The following is a 15,525-nucleotide window of genomic DNA, read 5'->3' on the forward strand; positions in this document are numbered from 1 at the left end:
GTGATTACCGGGTCAATTCCCCCAGAATCTTGTGCGCAATCTTCACCCGCTCTCCATTCGGGTAGTTGCGGTTCGCCAGAATCACAATCCCGACTTTCTTCGATGGCACGAACGCGACATACGCGCCGAAGCCACCCGTAGCGCCGGTCTTGTTGAGCAGCACGTTCGCCGGTTCCGGCTGTGGCGGGTTGAGCCATTTGACCTTGTGCGCTTCCATGGCCATTGGCGTGGAGTTGCCGTCCAGCAGGCGGTCGAGGCTGATCGGGTAGGCGTAGCGTTCCCAGCCCAGGCCCTGGGTCATGTCGCCAACGGTGTAGTAACCGGTGTGGGTGAGGGCGATGGCTTTTTGCAGCGGTGTTTCGAGTTTGGCGGTGTCGAGGTTGGCTTCGACGAATTGCAGCAGGTCCGCAGCGCTGGTTTTCACGCCGTAGGCTTCGGAATCGAGTGCGCCGGGGCTGACTCGCACCGGTTGGTTGTTCTTGTCATAGCCCTGGGCGTAGAGCTTCTCTTCAGAGGCTGGCACTGACAAGAAGGTGTGCTTGAGTCCAAGCTTCGGCAGCAGGGTTTCGGTCATGACCTGATCGAACGGCTGGCCGAGGCTTTTCGCCGCCAGATAACCGAACAGGCCGATGCTCGGGTTGGAGTACAGGCGATGGCTGCCGGCGGGATACGTCGGTTTCCACTGTTGGTAATAGCCGAGCATTTTGTCGGAAGAGTCCGCAGCATCCGGGAATTGCAGCGGCAGACCGCCGGCGCTGTAGGTGCCCAGTTGCAGCAGGCTGATACGGTCGAACGCGCTGCCTTTCAGCTCGGGCCAGTGCTGGCTGGCCTTGTCGGAAAACGCCAGTTTGCCGCTGGCCTGGGCGTAGGCGCCGAGGGTCGCGGTGAAGGTTTTGCTGACCGAGCCGATTTCGAACAGGGTGTTTTCACTCACCGTTTGCCCGGTGCTTTTGTCGGCAACACCGTAGTTAAAGTAATGCGCCTTGCCATCGACGGTCACGGCCACGGCCAGACCCGCGATGTCCTGTTGCTGCATGACCGGTGTCACGGTGGCCTTGACCAGCGCCTGCAACTGATCGTCGGTTTGCGGGGCGGCCAGGCAGGTGGTGGCGCTGAAGAAAAGTCCGAAAGCGCAGAGGGACTTGAGTTTGTTCAGGTTGATCGAAAGCATGCTTGAACCACTCTCCATGAGTGTTGATGGTGTTATCCCGCTACACTGCGAGCGTTTTTCGTCGGGCCGGCTGATCGGCGCCGCCAAATCTAGGCAGTCCGGCGTCTTTCGACAAACGATGAAAACTCGGACGAGCCATTAGAAAAATTTGGGACTTGGCATGATTCGACCTCAATTGCCCTTGAATGCATTACGCGCTTTTGAAGCTTCTGCGCGTCATTTGAGCTTCACTCGCGCTGCCGTGGAGTTGTGCGTAACCCAGGCGGCCGTCAGCCATCAGGTCAAAAGCCTGGAGGCGCAACTCGGTGTGATCCTGTTCAAACGCTTGCCCCGTGGGCTGATGCTGACCGGCGAGGGCGAAACTTTGCTGCCGGTGCTGACCACATCGTTCGATCATATCGCGCAGATGCTCGAGCGTCTGGCGGGTGGGCAATATCGGGAAATGCTCACGGTCGGCGCGGTGGGCACTTTCGCCGTGGGCTGGTTGTTGCCGAGGCTGGCGGACTTCCAGGCGAAACATCCGCTCATAGATTTGCGACTGTCGACCAACAACAATCGGGTGGACGTCGCCGCTGAAGGGCTGGATTACGCGATCCGGTTTGGCGCCGGGGCGTGGCACGGTATCGAGGCGACCCGTTTGCTGGAGGCTCCGTTGTCGGTGCTCTGCGTGCCGGAAATCGCCCGGCAACTGCACGCGCCGGGGGATCTTCTGCAGCAGCGCTTGCTGCGTTCCTATCGCACCGATGAGTGGCCGGAATGGTTTCACGCGGCGGGTCTGGCGACCCATGCCGCGCCACCCCAGAGCATCGTGTTCGACTCGTCGCTGGCGATGATGGAGGCGGCGTTGCAGGGCGGTGGGGTGGCGCTGGCGCCGCCGTTGATGTTTGCCCGGCAACTGGCGGCGGACCTGATCCGCCAACCCTTTGCCATCGAAATCACCACCGGCAGCTATTGGCTGACGCGGTTGCAGTCACGGCCGGAGACCTCGGCGATGGCGGCGTTCAGGCACTGGCTGCTGGAGGCTGCGCAGGCTTAGCGCACCAGGCACGGCTTCTTGTTATCGAACGTCCAGCCCGGAATCAGAAACTGCATCGCCACGCTGTCATCCCGCGCGCCGAGTCCCATGCCTTTATAGAGTTCGTGGGCCTTGGCCACCTGATCCATGTCCAGTTCCACGCCCAGCCCTGGCTTCTTCGGCACCTGCACGCAGCCGTCGACGATTTGTAGCGGCGCCTTGGTCAGGCGCTGGCCGTCCTGCCAGATCCAGTGGGTGTCGATCGCGGTGATGTCGCCCGGTGCGGCGGCCGCCACGTGGGTGAACATCGCCAGGGAAATATCGAAGTGGTTGTTGGAGTGCGAGCCCCAGGTCAGGCCCCATTCATGGCACATCTGCGCCACGCGCACCGAACCCTGCATGGTCCAGAAATGCGGGTCGGCCAGCGGGATGTCGACTGACTGCAACTGGATCGCGTGACCCATCTCGCGCCAGTCGGTGGCAATCATATTGGTGGCGGTTTTCAGGCCGGTGGCGCGACGGAATTCGGCCATCACTTCGCGGCCCGAATAGCCGTTTTCCGCACCGCACGGGTCTTCGGCGTAGGCCAGCACATGATGCTGGTCGCGGCACAGACGGATTGCTTCTTTCAGTGACCACGCGCCGTTCGGATCAAGGGTAATGCGGGCGTCGGGGAAGCGTTCGGCCAGTGCGGTCACCGCTTCGATTTCCGCATCGCCGCTGAGCACGCCGCCCTTGAGCTTGAAGTCCTTGAAGCCGTAACGCGCATGGGCAGCCTCCGCCAGACGCACCACGGCGTCGGCGGTCATGGCTTTCTCGTGACGCACGCGGAACCAGTCGTTGTCGGCATCCGGTTCGCTGCGGTAGGCGAGGTCGGTTTCCCGGCGATCGCCCACGTAGAACAGATAACCGAGCATCTTCACTTCATCACGCTGCTGGCCTTCGCCGAGCAATGCGGCCACCGGCACGTCGAGGTGTTGGCCGAGCAGGTCGAGCAGCGCGGCTTCCAGCCCGGTGACGGCGTGAATGGTGATGCGCAGGTCGAAGGTTTGCAGGCCACGGCCGCCGGCGTCGCGGTCGGCGAAGGTCTGGCGCACCTGGTTGAGGATCTTCTGATACGTGCCGATCGGGCTGCCGACCACCAGGCTGCGGGCGTCTTCGAGGGTCTGGCGGATGCGTTCGCCGCCGGGCACTTCACCGACGCCGGTGTGCCCGGCGTTGTCCTTGAGGATGACGATGTTGCGGGTGAAAAACGGCCCGTGGGCGCCGCTCAGGTTGAGCAGCATGCCGTCGTGGCCGGCCACCGGGATGACTTGCATCTCGGTGATGAGCGGGGCTTTGGCGATGTCGTGTGCGGTCATTTGGCGTTGTCCTTTCAAGCGTGTTTCGGCGCGGCATCGGCCACGGCGACGTCAGGTGCGGATTTGGGTGTCATGCGAGCGGCGAACACGATGATCGCGGCGATGATCGAGGTCGCGGCCAGGCCATAGAGGCCGCCCTGGATCGAACCGGTGTGTTGTTCCAGCAGGCCGAAGGTGGTCGGGGCAACGAAGCCGCCGAGGTTGCCCACCGAGTTGATCAGCGCGATCACGGCAGCGGCGATCCGCGCATCGAGGTAGGCCTGCGGAATCGGCCAGAACAGTGACGAGGCGGATTTGAAACCCAGCGCGGCAAAGCAGATTGCGACGAAGGCAAAAATCGGCCCGCCAGTAGTGGACATGAACATCCCCGCGGCGGCGATCAACAGCGCCGTGGCGACCCACGCCTGCTGGTGTTTCCACTTCGCCGAGAACGAGGCGAACGCATACATGCCGATGATCGACAGCAACCACGGAATCGAGTTGAACAGGCCGACCTGGAAGTCGCTCATCTCGCCCATCTTCTTGATGATGCTCGGCAGCCAGAACGTTGCAGCGTAGATCGTCAGTTGAATGAAGAAGTAGATCAGGCAGAACAGGATGATCTGGCGATCCTTGAGCAGTTTGCCCAGCGACGGCTTGATCGGGGTCGCGGCTTCGCGAGCCTTCTGTTCATCGTCGATGGCCTTGACCAGCGCATCCTGCTCGGCGCGGGTCAGCCACTTGGCGTCGTGGGGTTTGGCGTCGAGCCAGAACCACACGAATACGCAGAGGCCGACCGAGAACATCCCTTCAATGAAATACATCCACTGCCAGCCATGCAGGCCCAGGCCTTCGATCTGCAACAGCAGGCCGGACAACGGGCCGGAAATCAGCGAGGCCACGGCCGAACCGCTGAGGAAGATCGCAATCGCTTTGCCGCGCTCGGCCCCTGGCAACCAGCGAGTGAAGTAGTAGATCACCCCGGGGAAGAACCCGGCCTCGGCCACGCCGAGCAGAAAACGCAGGATGTAGAAGTGGGTTTCGTTCTGGATGAACGCCATGCCGGCGGCCACCAGGCCCCAGGTGAGCATGATGCGGGTCAGCCAGATTCGCGCGCCGACCTTTTGCAGCAGCATGTTGGAAGGGACTTCGAACAGCGCGTAACCGATGAAGAACAGCCCGGCACCGAACCCATAGGCAGCGGCACCGATACCGAGGTCATGTTCCATGTGGGTGCGGACGAAACCGATGTTCACCCGGTCAATGTAATTGACGATGAACATGATCACGAACAGCGGCAGGACGTGGTGTTTGACTTTGGCAATGGCGGAGGACAGCACCGAATCGGCGCCCTCGTTCATCCCGGCAATGGATGATTTCACTTGGTTTTCTCCCACTCGTTATTTTTATGCGGGGTGTGGCTGAATGCTGCGTTGTTGATAGACATCATACAACTAGATTTTTTTGTCCTACAAGCGGGAGGGCTCAATCAAATTTGTCTACGGGGAGCGGTTTTTATGCTTTTCGGATTTTAAGTGCCGTATTTGTTGGGGTTTGAGAGATTTTATCAAGCGTGATACAGAGTTCTGTGTCAGTGATCGTTGGTTGATTGTCCGGCGAAATGGAAGTTTTTCTAGCTAAAATCGATTGTTGTCATACAAGTTGAGAGCCGGAAATCATAGGAGCTCATACAAGTCATCCCCCGCAGTGCTACGATCGGTTTGCCCCGATCACCGGAACCGACCATGCAAGAAGACCTCGACGCTCCCGCCCGTAAACGCGCGCACAACCTGGCCCATGACCTGGTGGAAAAACTCACCCAGAGCATCCTGCTCGGCCAGATGTTGCCCGGTGACAAGTTGCCGTCAGAAAACTCGATCGTTCAGGAACACGGCGTCAGCCGCACCGTGGTGCGTGAGGCGATTTCCAAGTTGCAGGCGTCGGGGCTGGTGGAAACGCGACACGGCATCGGCACATTCGTGATCGAGCGTGCGCCGGAGCAGGGGTTGCGGCTGAATGTCGACACCGCGCTGGGGGTACGCAGCATTCTCGAATTGCGCATGGGCCTGGAGACGCAAGCGGCAGCACTGGCCGCGCAGCGCCGCACCGAACAACAACTGGTGCAGATGCGGCAGGCGCTGGACGACTATCAGCGTCTATTGGCCAACAACGACAGTTGCGTCGAGGCCGACCGGCGCTTTCACCTGTTGATTGCCGAAGCCACCGGCAACGTCTGCTTCACCGAGATCATGCAGCACCTGGGCAACGCGATGATCCCGCGTACCCGGGTCAATGCCGCCGAGCGCGGGGCGGTGGATTTGAGCAAGCTCGGGCAACTGGCGAATCTTGAGCATGAGGCGATCCTCAACGCGATCAGGCGTCAAGACCCGGACGCGGCGCGTGCGGCGATGTGGCTGCACCTGACCAACAGTCGCGACCGGTTTTCGGCGGGCGGCGCATAACGGTGTCGCAACTCAAGTCTCAATGGCCCGCACCGCCGCCGGCCGTTCCAGATTCAACGCCAGGACACTGATCAACACCACCGCCGAACCCACCAGCACCAACAGGGTCGGTCGCTCACCCAAGCCCACCGAAGCAATCCCCATCGCGGTCGGCGGAATCAGGTACAGCGTCATCGTCGCCCGGCTCAGGTCCACATGCTTGAGCACGAATGCCCACGCCAGATAGGCGAGGGCGCTGGGAAACACGCTCAGACCAAGCACTGCCCATTGCACCCGCAGCGGCGCACTGGCCACGCTGTCGGCCAGCCCCGGCAAGTAGATCAACAGCAACAACGTGCCGGACCACACCGTGTAGCAAACCAGCGTCAGCCCGTCGTAGCGCCGGGCGTGGTGTTTTTGCAGGGCGAAGTAAACGCTCCACGACACGGCGGCCAGCAGGATCAGCAAACCGTGGGCGTCGATGCTGCCGAGGCCGCGATCGCCGCTGACCACAATCACCACGCCGACGAATCCCAGCAACACACAACCCCAACGCCAGACGCTGACCCGATCCTTGAACAGAAACCGCGCCAGCAGCGTGCTGAACAGCGGCGTCGATTGCGCCAGCACACTCGACGCGCCGGCACTGACGCTTTGCTGGCCGATGTTCAGCACGACGTGATGCAGGCTGACGGCAAAAAAGCCCAACGCAAACAACAGCGGCAAATCCTGCAGGCGCGGCAGGTGAATACCCTTGAAACTCGCAATCACCGCCATGAACAACGACGCCAGCAGAAAGCGCAGCAACGCCAGATGACCGGGCTCGTAGGCTTGCAGGCCGATGTGGATACCGGTTGGCGAATAGGCCCAGCAGCCGACGACGAAGGCCATGGCCAACAGGATTTTCAAAGGCGAAGTGGAAGGCATGAGCGAGGCACCAAGAGGGTTGATGCGCCGAGTATCCGGGCGGCTAATTATTCGCCACAACTGACTTATACTGCGTAAACCATTCACTATGAGTGACGAGTCATGGAGCTGGCGCAGATCCGCATGTTCAAGACCGTGGCCGAGGTCGGCAGCATCGCCAAAGCGGCTGAAAAGCTGTTTTGCGTGCCGTCGAATATCACGGCGCGGATCAAATCCCTGGAAGCGGAGCTGGGTGTGGCGCTGTTTCAGCGCGAAGGACGCGGGCTGCGGATCAGTCCTGCCGGGCAGACCTTTCTCGCTTATGCAGAGAAGATTCTGGCGCTGACAGCCGAGGCCAAGCGCGCGGTCGATCCTGCCGCCGAGCCGTCCGGGCCGCTGCGCATCGGCGCCATCGAATCCTCGGCGACCGGGCGTTTGCCGCGCTTGCTGGCGAAATTTCACAAGCGCTATCCGAACGTGGCGCTGGAGTTGACCACCGGCACCTGGGGGCAACTGCTCGACGATACCGCCAGCCATCGTCTGGACGGCGCCATCGTCGCGGTGGATGTCGAGCGCTCCCAGCTCAAACGCACCCCGATGTATCGCGAAGAATTGCTGCTGATCGCGTCGACCTCATTCGGGCCGGTGCGCGACCTCGATGATTTGCAGGACAAGACCGTGTTCATGTGGCCGCAGGGCTGTCCGTATCGCGCCGCGCTTGAGCACTGGCTGTTGCGTCAGGGCCTGGCGCTGCCGATTGTCAGCCTGGCCAGTTACGGGGCGATTGTTGGTTGTGTGAGTGCCGGCGCTGGCGTGGCCCTGGTGCCTAAAGGCGTGTTCGAGCAGTACGCCAAAGGCGCGGGGTGTGCGGGTTACGAGTTCCCGGAACTGACGGCCATCGACAACTTGTTCTACTGGCATGAAAACGCCGGGGTGCACCCGGCGCGTGAGGCGTTTGTGGCGATGTTGCGCGAGGAGTTTGTCTGAGCTGGATCAGGCTCCGCTCACGTCGCGCATCAACAAGCCGAAGCGTAAATCCACCGCATCCGGAATCGGCAAGTACACCGTGTGCCCGTCCCCCGGCGCCACGTCGATGGCGTCGCCCTTGAGGTTCTGCAGTTCATGCAGATCAAAATGGAAGTTGCCCTTGGGCGTCATCAGTTCCAGATGATCGCCCAGTGCAAAGCGGTTCTTCACTTTCACCTCGGCCAGCCGGTCCCGGCGTTCGCCGGTCAGTTCACCTACAAACTGCTGACGTTCCGACACCGAGCTGCCGTTCTGGTAGTTCTGGTATTCGTCATGCACGTGACGGCGCAGGAAGCCTTCGGTGTAGCCGCGCTGTGCGAGGGACTCCAGATCGGTCATCAGGCTGCGGTCGAATTCGCGACCGGCCACCGCATCGTCGATGGCCCGCCGGTAGACCTGGGTGGTACGGGCGCAATAGAAGTGCGATTTGGTCCGGCCTTCGATCTTCAGTGAGTGCACGCCCATGCGGGTCAGGCGTTCGACGTGCTGCACCGCGCGCAGGTCCTTGGCATTCATGATGTAGGTGCCGTGCTCGTCTTCGAATGCCGGCATCAGTTCGCCGGGGCGATTGGCTTCCTGTAGCAGGAACACCTGATCGGTGGGGGCGCCGAGGCCTAGGGTCGGCTGCGGTTCGAAGGTCTGCACGATTTCGCCGAGCTGGTTTTCGGTGGCTTCCTGCGCCGAGTATTTCCAGCGGCAGGCGTTGGTGCAGGTGCCCTGATTGGCGTCACGCTTGTTCATGTAGCCCGAGAGCAGGCAGCGGCCGGAATAGGCCATGCACAGTGCGCCGTGGACGAACACTTCCAGTTCCATGCCCGGCACCTGTTCGCGTATTTCGCCGATCTCTTCCAGCGACAGCTCCCGGGACAGGATGATCCGGCTCAGACCCTGTTGCTGCCAGAACTCGACACTCGCCCAGTTCACCGTGTTGGCCTGCACCGACAGGTGAATCGGCATCTGCGGGAAGTGCCGGCGTACGAGCATGATCAGACCGGGGTCGGACATGATCAGCGCGTCCGGCGCCATCTCGATCACCGGCGCCAGATCCTTGAGGAAGGTCTTCAGTTTGGCGTTGTGCGGCGCGATGTTGACCACCACGTAGAAACGCTTGCCCTGGGACTGGGCTTCACGAATCCCGAGGGCGAGGTTGGCGTGATCGAACTCGTTGTTGCGCACCCGCAGGCTGTAGCGCGGCTGGCCGGCGTAGACCGCATCGGCGCCGTAAGCGAAGGCGTAGCGCATGTTCTTCAGGGTGCCGGCGGGGGCGAGCAGTTCCGGGGTGAAGGAGGGCGTCATGGCGGTGTCGGTCGCAAAAGCGCGGGAGGGTAAACGAGGTGCGACGAGGGTTTATTGATCTGGATCTATGTTTTATGAACGGGGAGGGAATAGCGCAGGTCGCTCTGGCACATGATTCGATCAATGCTTTTCATGATGCCCGGGTCTCTCTTCGAATGTCTGGCGATGATGTCCAGTCCGAGTGCAATGCCCTCTTTCCCCTGAAGTGTTGCGGAGGCGAATTGATGCTGAAAGAAATTCATGGCCAGGAAGGGGGTGTAGCATCGGGCTATTAGATCACCCAGGTGCCAACATAGATCGGTTTCAGTGTACTGATGATAGTTTGTAGATATCGTATGCAGAAGCGCTGTTTTCTGGGTGTCTGAAATGATATCCATGTCGGTGTGTATTTTGACTATGAATATATGCATTCCAGGTTTGTTGAACAAATCTTGCGCAGAGAGTAGGTGGATGATGAAATCCAGGCATTCATCCGATAAGTATTCATGGGCCAGAGTGGCGTTCTCATAAATGTCGGCTTGCGCTGCAATGACCTTGCGTGCTCCTTTGCCGGTCGCTGCATGGAGTGCAGTCTTTATTCTCTTCAAAACGTTCATCAGCTTGTAAATAGGAGCATGGCAGGTTTATCAAGTGGTGAGTTGTTGTTATAAAATGCAGATATTCATGCAGGTGTGAGTGGGTTTGTTAGGATCTTGTTGGAGGTCAGAGGTGTAGTTGTTCATCTGTTTTTGGCCATTTTCTATGCTTTATGTTATATACGGCGACATCGTGTGCACGTTCGTCAATGTCGTAACATAACTTTGTCAAGGTCTCGTGTGAAGTCTTTTGGTTGGCTGCAACGGCAATTCTAACCAAAGCGTCTTCATCGGCAGGCAGTAAATCAAAAGCGTCGGTTCCAGATCGTCGTTTTCATGCGCACCACCCTTTTTCTTCAGTTATGTATTTTTGGCCGGTGAAGTAGGTGTAAGCCTCGATGATAGAGTATGAATTCACCCGGCCGCCTAGCTGATTGGACAAAATTAAAGACGCCAAATATACCCGTCTTTCTTGCGGCTTAACTGCGTGTTTACTTTAACTTCTCAGGTGTGTCTCAATCCATTGCGCAAGATTGGGTCGGTTTATACGCTTCGCCATGTTCACCAGATATTGTGATTCATCTTCACTCAAAGTTAATCCATGCTGCCGAAGCGTCTCAAGACCTTCAATAGCATGTTTCTCTTCTCCTATGTGGTAAACCGCTTGTCGTGCCGGGGTCAGACCGTTATCTGCGACAGAATAAATACTCGCTCCACTGTCAATCAATCGTTTTGCACGTTCAATCGGGCCGATTTTCAAAAGTGACGAAAGCACTGTAATTCCGTTGTCGTCAGGGGTGTCAATAATGTTCTTGTTTTTATACCAGCTCAACACCCATTCGAATACATGGTCATCACTTTCCGATGAGGTTCGATGAAGAAGATTTCCCCCTCCCAAACAGCTTTTTTGTAAGAAGTCGACTCCGTTTTCCTCAAGGAAGTCCAGTGTTTCTGTATTGTCAGCCACATAGAACAATAAGGGTATGTCGTCATACAGCTCGCCATTTTTTATATGCGGCAGTAAACGCTCCATCCCGCTCTTATCACCGTGAGCGAGCAATTCGCCGGCTTCATACAGATCCACTAAAAGTTCATCATCGATCATCGATTGCTACCTACAGGAATGTATGCAACTCCTGGTGGAGTTTCAACGTGTCTATTTGCAAGGCCTTCAGCTTTATCAATGATTGGCTTTGCCTTGATGCCGAGGCATTGGCAACTGCATTCATTATCTGAATAGTCTTTCAATGAGTTCTTTATCCCTCTCTGGAGATCTCGAATTTCCTTGTAATGTCCTCCGGGTACAGTAACCCCATGTTTATGAGTATGACCACCTTTGGCATCTTCGTCTGGATCATATTTACGGAACTCGTTGTGAAGAAGTTCTGATTTTGTCTGTACTTTTGCTAGCTTCGCATAGCAGGCAGCCTTCTTGGGCGTTAGTCCTGACGGATCAACCCACCCTACCGGGTTAGGAGCATATTGATATAGGTTGATGCCACCTACGAATCCAATAGGGTCCTTCGAAATAAACCGCCCAACCCCCGGATCATAGTAGCGGTGCCGGTTGTAATGCAGCCCCGTCTCATGATCGTGGTACTGACCTTGGAACCGAATCGGGTTCGTCAGCCCTTGCTGTTGCGCCCATTCCGAGCGCTGTTCGCGTATTTCCCCCCACGCCTTGTATTGCGCGCTCCACGCGGTATTACCTTGCTGGTCGGTCAGTTCCTGCGGAGTGCCAAGGTGATCACATTGATACCAGGCCAGCATCTCGAAGGGTAGAGCGGCCGGTTTGTGATTCCACAGAGGGTCGTCATCGAGGCTGTAGCTGTCGCTGTAGTCGGGTTGACCACTCAGGTGAATCGGTTGATGCCGCAGTGCCTGTGCCACCGGTACGAAACTGCCCGGTTCGAAAATGTAGTGCACGGTGCGACCGGTGCCGCTTTCGTGTTGGGCCGGGCTGCTTTCCCACGCCAGTTGGTCACCGTCCCAGCCGTACAGCGTGAAACCGCAACCCAGCTCGCGTTGTTTGCGCGCATGCTCATTGCGATTCCATTGGGAACCGGCTTCGGGGCGATGTTTGTAGTGCGCCGTAGAGTTTTTGTGTAGGCGTCGTCCAAGTGCGTCGTAGGCGAAATCGGCGGATAGTCGTGAATCTTCGTATTGCACCAGCCGATCAAACAAGTCCCAGCGCAGGTCGCAGCGTTGACCGTTGTGCCAGCGCTGAATCTGGTTACCGCGTTCGTCGTAGTCATAGTGGGTACCGGCGTATTCGCGCAGCAGGTTGTCGACCAGCTTGCTGCGTGGCGGGTCTTGATCCAGTGGTCTACGAATCTGCCGGACGCTTTCGTCAAGCAAGTTACCGGCCGGGTCGAAGGCGAAGGTTTCCACGCCCTGGCGAGTGGTGGCGCTGAGCAGTCGGCCTACCGGGTCATATTGATAGGCGAGAGGGCCGCGGCGGCTGTCATTGATGTCAGTCAGTTGGCCGACGGCGTCGTACTGGTATTCGCGTTTCAACAGGGTAGATTTGTCGTCGGCACGGGTCAGCAACTGCTCTTGCAGACGCCCGGTGGGGCTCCATGTTTGCGTTTGCAGCAGGCGATTGCCTTGATGGCGGGCGACTTCCCGGTGCAGGTCGTCCCGTTCGTAGCCGATCAGATCATGCTCATCCAGGCGCATGCCGAGCAAGTGCCCGCTGCCATAGGTCAGCCAACTGACGCGATGGCCGTCCGGACGCACGGTGGCGATACGCTGGTTGAGCACGTCGTATTCGTGCTGCCAGACCGCAACCTGAGGTTTGTCCAGGCCCAGATAGTGCTGATGTTCGCGCACCAGGTTGCCGGCAGGATCATGGAACCACTGCAAACGACTCTGCTCGTTGCAGGCCATGACCAGGTTGCCATTGTTGTCGTAAGCAAAGGTTTCCTGTTGTGTTTGCTCGCCTAGACTGGCGTGGCGTTCGGTGAGACGGCCCAACGGGTCGAATTTGACCGAGATCACGCGTGCGCCATTGACCGTGCTCTGCAAGCGACCGGTGTTCGGATCATATTGGTAGCACGTGGTATGACCGTCGAAACCGCTTTCTTCCAGCAGTCGACCCATCGGGTCATAGTGGAAATGGGCGCGCCGCTCGTTTTCGTTTTCCAGGCTCTGCAAGCGCCCAAGGCGATCCCAGCGGTAGCGCAGGGTCTGTTCGGCGGCATCGACGCGCTCGGCGATCTGCCCGGCGACGGTATAACTCCAGGTGGTGCGGCGATCCATTGCATCGACATGCACCAACAGACGCCCCTCGGCATCACGCTCGAAGCGGTCTTCGGTGTTGTCCGGGTACTTGATCAGTACCATTTGACCAGCCAGGTACTGGTACTCGGTAGTCAAGCCGGCCGCGTCGGTGAAGCCGACCATTTGGCCGCGATCATCGTACTCCCATGCGCTGGTCTTGCCCGAGCAGTCGACGTACTCAATCAACTGCCCGGCATCGTTGTAAGCCAGGGTTTTTTCATTGCCGTGGGCGTCTTTGATCGCTGTAGGCTGGCCCGCCGCGTTGTAGGCGTACTCGGTAATGTTGCCGAGAGGGTCGATGGCTTCGATCGGATTGCCGCGGTCGTCATAGGCCCGTTGCCACTGGCCGCCTTCGCCATCGCTGATCTTGATCAGTTGGCTGTGATCATCGTAGGCGTAGTGCACGACACTGTGATCGGCGCGAATGTGTTCCAAGAGATTGCCACGGTTATCGTAGCTGAAGCGGTCGGTAGTGCCGTCGGCGTGAACGTGGCGCACCACGTTCTTGGCCTGGTCACGGAACAACCACTCGGAACTGCCATCGGCATGGCGAATGCGATAGGTGTAACCAAGGAGATCGTAGTAGTGCCAGGTTTCGTAGCCATGGGCATCGGTGACGTAAGTCAGGCGGATATTTTTGTCCCATTCCAGGCGAGTATCGAAACTGCCATCGTCGGCCCACTCGCGCACGGCTCTGGCGTCGGCGCCCAGCCCTTCCCATTGCAGATTCATCCCGCGTCCGGTGCGATCGGTGTAGCGGGTAAGCAAGTGATGCTGATACTGATAATTCCACGTTGCACCGTGCTCATCTTGTGCCAGGACCAGATCGCCGCTGCTGTCGTAGTGATACCCGCAGAGCTGGCGCAGGGGAGTACCGTCACTGATTTCCCACAGGCCGCTCAAGCGACCCTGCTCGTCGAGCATCGTGCCCAGGTGCAGGTGTACCTGAGTTAAATCGTCCTGATAGGTCATCAGGTCGGACAGTACTGGCAGATCGTCATGCCGATGCTCGTGATGCAACATCACCCCCGCACCGTTGCGCAGGACCACGCCGCTCAGCAGGTAGCGGTGGCCATGGCGGACGTAGGTTTCCTTGCGGTCGTACCCCCGGCACAGCACCAGTTGCTGCTCGCTGGCACGTATCAGCGTGAAGTCTTCGATCGGGTCGTAATGGAAGAGGCCTACCTTGGGCAATGCATAGTCATGGCTGCGCCCATCGGCATCATGAAACACCAGACTGTCGTCGATGCAATCGAAGCGTGTGGTGAACTCGCTGACCCAGCGCGCGCCCAAGACATCCTGGTCGTAGGCGCTCAGCGCGGAGCTGTAAGTGCGTGTCCATGCCACCGGGAACGGTCCTGGCAAGCTGAAGTCGGTGTGCTCCATGGATTCTGAACCCATGGCAAAACTGATGCTTTTACATGTACCGGGGCAAACGCCGTTTTTCTGTTCTTTCGGCCGCTTTTTTCCACGCTTCTGGCGTCGGATTACTTCCAGCGCATTGGCACTCGCCAGGAACATTGCCTGGCTGACGGCATCGGGTTTGACGCTGGCACCCTGGCCATTTTCGTTGCGCAGCGTCCATTCTTTCACGCTGTCGGCCAGGGTTTGGCGCAGGCGTTCGAGGGAGTCCGGGTTCTGTGGGTCAGACAGCTTGTTGAGTTCGCGACGTAGCTTGGGTGCAAGAGCACGTAACTTGGGTGTGTTTTGCTGTATGAGCGCGCTGATCTCTGACGGAATAACCCACTGCGCTGCGGCGTTGGCAGCGCTCTTGTAAGTGAGCTTGAGGATGCTTGCGGCAGCTCCGTAGGAGTTTTCGATGATCTCCCGAGGATTGTGCAGTAACGCGTCCGTATGTTTGGCGAGGGCGTCGATGTCCGCCCGGGTTTTGAAGGTGCCGGTTGCCAGCTCGTCCAGACCCCGGGCGAGATCGTTGACCATTTCTTCGCCGTACAAGCCGACGGCGTCCAGCAAATCCTTGAGTTTTGTCTTGGCCTTGTCGCCGACAAAGTCTTCGAGTGTACCGACGATATCGGTGTTCAAGTGCCCGATCAGGATATTGATCAGGGCATCGCCAAGCGCTTTTTTGCCCTCCTGACGCACCAGAAACAGCATCGGCCGCAGACTCATGCGTGCTGCCGCCATCGTCGGCGGAATCGGAATGACACCGATCAGGTTGATGCCCAGGCTGACCCAGACGAAGGGATCAGGCTCGTCACTGGTGGCCAGTGTGACGATGTCTCCCAGGGCATCCATCAAGGCAATGACGTTGCCCACTGCCGGCAGGGCGCCCGCCACGGTTTTGATTCGCTCCAGGTTGATCCAGTCATCACTGATGTCTCGCAGCCAGGCATCGAAATGCTCGGCACCCAGCCCCACGTCTTCGAGATACACCTCGCTCAGCGGTGTTAGCGCAACTTGCGGTTCGCGTTGTGGCTTAATGGCTTTTTGCGCGCTCATGAAAGCACCTCGG

General features: G+C 58.7%; 11 protein-coding genes. 3 read left to right on the forward strand and 8 right to left on the reverse strand.

All coding sequences use genetic code 11. The features are described 5' to 3' along the window. Window positions 1-4: 4 nt before the first annotated feature. A complete protein-coding gene (gene ampC, locus AC07VV_RS20005) occupies window positions 5-1,171 on the reverse strand; it encodes a class C beta-lactamase (protein ID WP_495037248.1) in 1,167 nt (388 codons plus the stop codon). A gap of 160 nt (window positions 1,172-1,331) precedes the next feature. Between ampC and AC07VV_RS20010 the strand changes: the two genes are divergently transcribed. Further along, entirely contained in the window at window positions 1,332-2,207 is an 876-nt protein-coding gene (locus tag AC07VV_RS20010) for a LysR family transcriptional regulator (protein ID WP_096822360.1), read from the forward strand. Here the strand turns inward: AC07VV_RS20010 and gudD are convergent. Together gudD and AC07VV_RS20020 are read right to left on the reverse strand one after the other, a co-directional pair. Continuing rightward, window positions 2,204-3,547, reverse strand: coding sequence for a glucarate dehydratase (gene gudD, locus AC07VV_RS20015; protein ID WP_495037249.1), 1,344 nt, complete (start codon window positions 3,545-3,547; stop codon window positions 2,204-2,206). The two genes, AC07VV_RS20010 and gudD, sit on opposite strands and share 4 nt — an antisense overlap. Before the next feature lie 14 nt (window positions 3,548-3,561). Continuing rightward, window positions 3,562-4,908, reverse strand: coding sequence for an MFS transporter (locus AC07VV_RS20020; RefSeq protein ID WP_495037250.1), 1,347 nt, complete (start codon window positions 4,906-4,908; stop codon window positions 3,562-3,564). 363 nt (window positions 4,909-5,271) lie between these two features. Between AC07VV_RS20020 and AC07VV_RS20025 the strand changes: the two genes are divergently transcribed. Beyond that, window positions 5,272-5,988, forward strand: coding sequence for a FadR/GntR family transcriptional regulator (locus tag AC07VV_RS20025; RefSeq protein ID WP_495037251.1), 717 nt, complete (start codon window positions 5,272-5,274; stop codon window positions 5,986-5,988). A gap of 12 nt (window positions 5,989-6,000) precedes the next feature. Here AC07VV_RS20025 and AC07VV_RS20030 read toward each other — a convergent pair whose 3' ends face one another. After that, the gene (locus AC07VV_RS20030; RefSeq protein WP_495037252.1) at window positions 6,001-6,894 is read right to left on the reverse strand and encodes a DMT family transporter; all 894 of its coding nucleotides are present in this window, start codon (window positions 6,892-6,894) and stop codon (window positions 6,001-6,003) included. 102 nt (window positions 6,895-6,996) lie between these two features. Between AC07VV_RS20030 and AC07VV_RS20035 the strand changes: the two genes are divergently transcribed. After that, complete coding sequence (locus AC07VV_RS20035) at window positions 6,997-7,860, forward strand: LysR family transcriptional regulator (protein WP_495037253.1); 864 nt, start codon at window positions 6,997-6,999, stop codon at window positions 7,858-7,860. A gap of 6 nt (window positions 7,861-7,866) precedes the next feature. Here the strand turns inward: AC07VV_RS20035 and trhP are convergent, their stop codons facing one another. The 4 genes from trhP to AC07VV_RS20055 all read right to left on the reverse strand — a co-directional run bounded on the left by trhP (window position 7,867) and on the right by AC07VV_RS20055 (window position 15,512). Further along, complete coding sequence (gene trhP, locus AC07VV_RS20040) at window positions 7,867-9,195, reverse strand: prephenate-dependent tRNA uridine(34) hydroxylase TrhP (RefSeq protein ID WP_495037254.1); 1,329 nt, start codon at window positions 9,193-9,195, stop codon at window positions 7,867-7,869. Window positions 9,196-9,260: 65 nt separating this feature from the next. Continuing rightward, window positions 9,261-9,791 carry a hypothetical protein gene (locus tag AC07VV_RS20045; protein ID WP_495037255.1) on the reverse strand — a complete coding sequence of 177 codons (531 nt, stop codon included), beginning with the start codon at window positions 9,789-9,791 and terminating at the stop codon, window positions 9,261-9,263. A 475-nt stretch (window positions 9,792-10,266) separates the two neighbouring features. Further along, window positions 10,267-10,875, reverse strand: a complete 609-nt coding sequence (locus AC07VV_RS20050; protein WP_495037256.1) for an ankyrin repeat domain-containing protein — start codon at window positions 10,873-10,875, stop codon at window positions 10,267-10,269. Beyond that, window positions 10,872-15,512: an RHS repeat-associated core domain-containing protein gene (locus tag AC07VV_RS20055; protein ID WP_495037257.1), complete on the reverse strand. Its 4,641-nt coding sequence runs from the start codon at window positions 15,510-15,512 to the stop codon at window positions 10,872-10,874. Before AC07VV_RS20055 ends, AC07VV_RS20050 begins: the two co-directional genes overlap by 4 nt. Between the last annotated feature and the right edge of the window lie 13 nt (window positions 15,513-15,525).

This window comes from Pseudomonas sp. GW821-FHT02C04 (assembly GCF_059421845.1).

Excerpts from the sequence above, each read along its gene's own strand:
- ampC (WP_495037248.1), bottom strand. The coding sequence starts at position 1,171 with ATGCTTTCGATCAACCTGAACAAACTCAAGTCCCTCTGCGCTTTCGGA.
- AC07VV_RS20010 (WP_096822360.1), top strand. The coding sequence starts at position 1,332 with ATGATTCGACCTCAATTGCCCTTGAATGCATTACGCGCTTTTGAAGCT.
- gudD (WP_495037249.1), bottom strand. The coding sequence starts at position 3,547 with ATGACCGCACACGACATCGCCAAAGCCCCGCTCATCACCGAGATGCAA.
- AC07VV_RS20025 (WP_495037251.1), top strand. The coding sequence starts at position 5,272 with ATGCAAGAAGACCTCGACGCTCCCGCCCGTAAACGCGCGCACAACCTG.
- AC07VV_RS20030 (WP_495037252.1), bottom strand. The coding sequence starts at position 6,894 with ATGCCTTCCACTTCGCCTTTGAAAATCCTGTTGGCCATGGCCTTCGTC.
- AC07VV_RS20035 (WP_495037253.1), top strand. The coding sequence starts at position 6,997 with ATGGAGCTGGCGCAGATCCGCATGTTCAAGACCGTGGCCGAGGTCGGC.
- trhP (WP_495037254.1), bottom strand. The coding sequence starts at position 9,195 with ATGACGCCCTCCTTCACCCCGGAACTGCTCGCCCCCGCCGGCACCCTG.
- AC07VV_RS20045 (WP_495037255.1), bottom strand. The coding sequence starts at position 9,791 with ATGAACGTTTTGAAGAGAATAAAGACTGCACTCCATGCAGCGACCGGC.
- AC07VV_RS20050 (WP_495037256.1), bottom strand. The coding sequence starts at position 10,875 with ATGATCGATGATGAACTTTTAGTGGATCTGTATGAAGCCGGCGAATTG.
- AC07VV_RS20055 (WP_495037257.1), bottom strand. The coding sequence starts at position 15,512 with ATGAGCGCGCAAAAAGCCATTAAGCCACAACGCGAACCGCAAGTTGCG.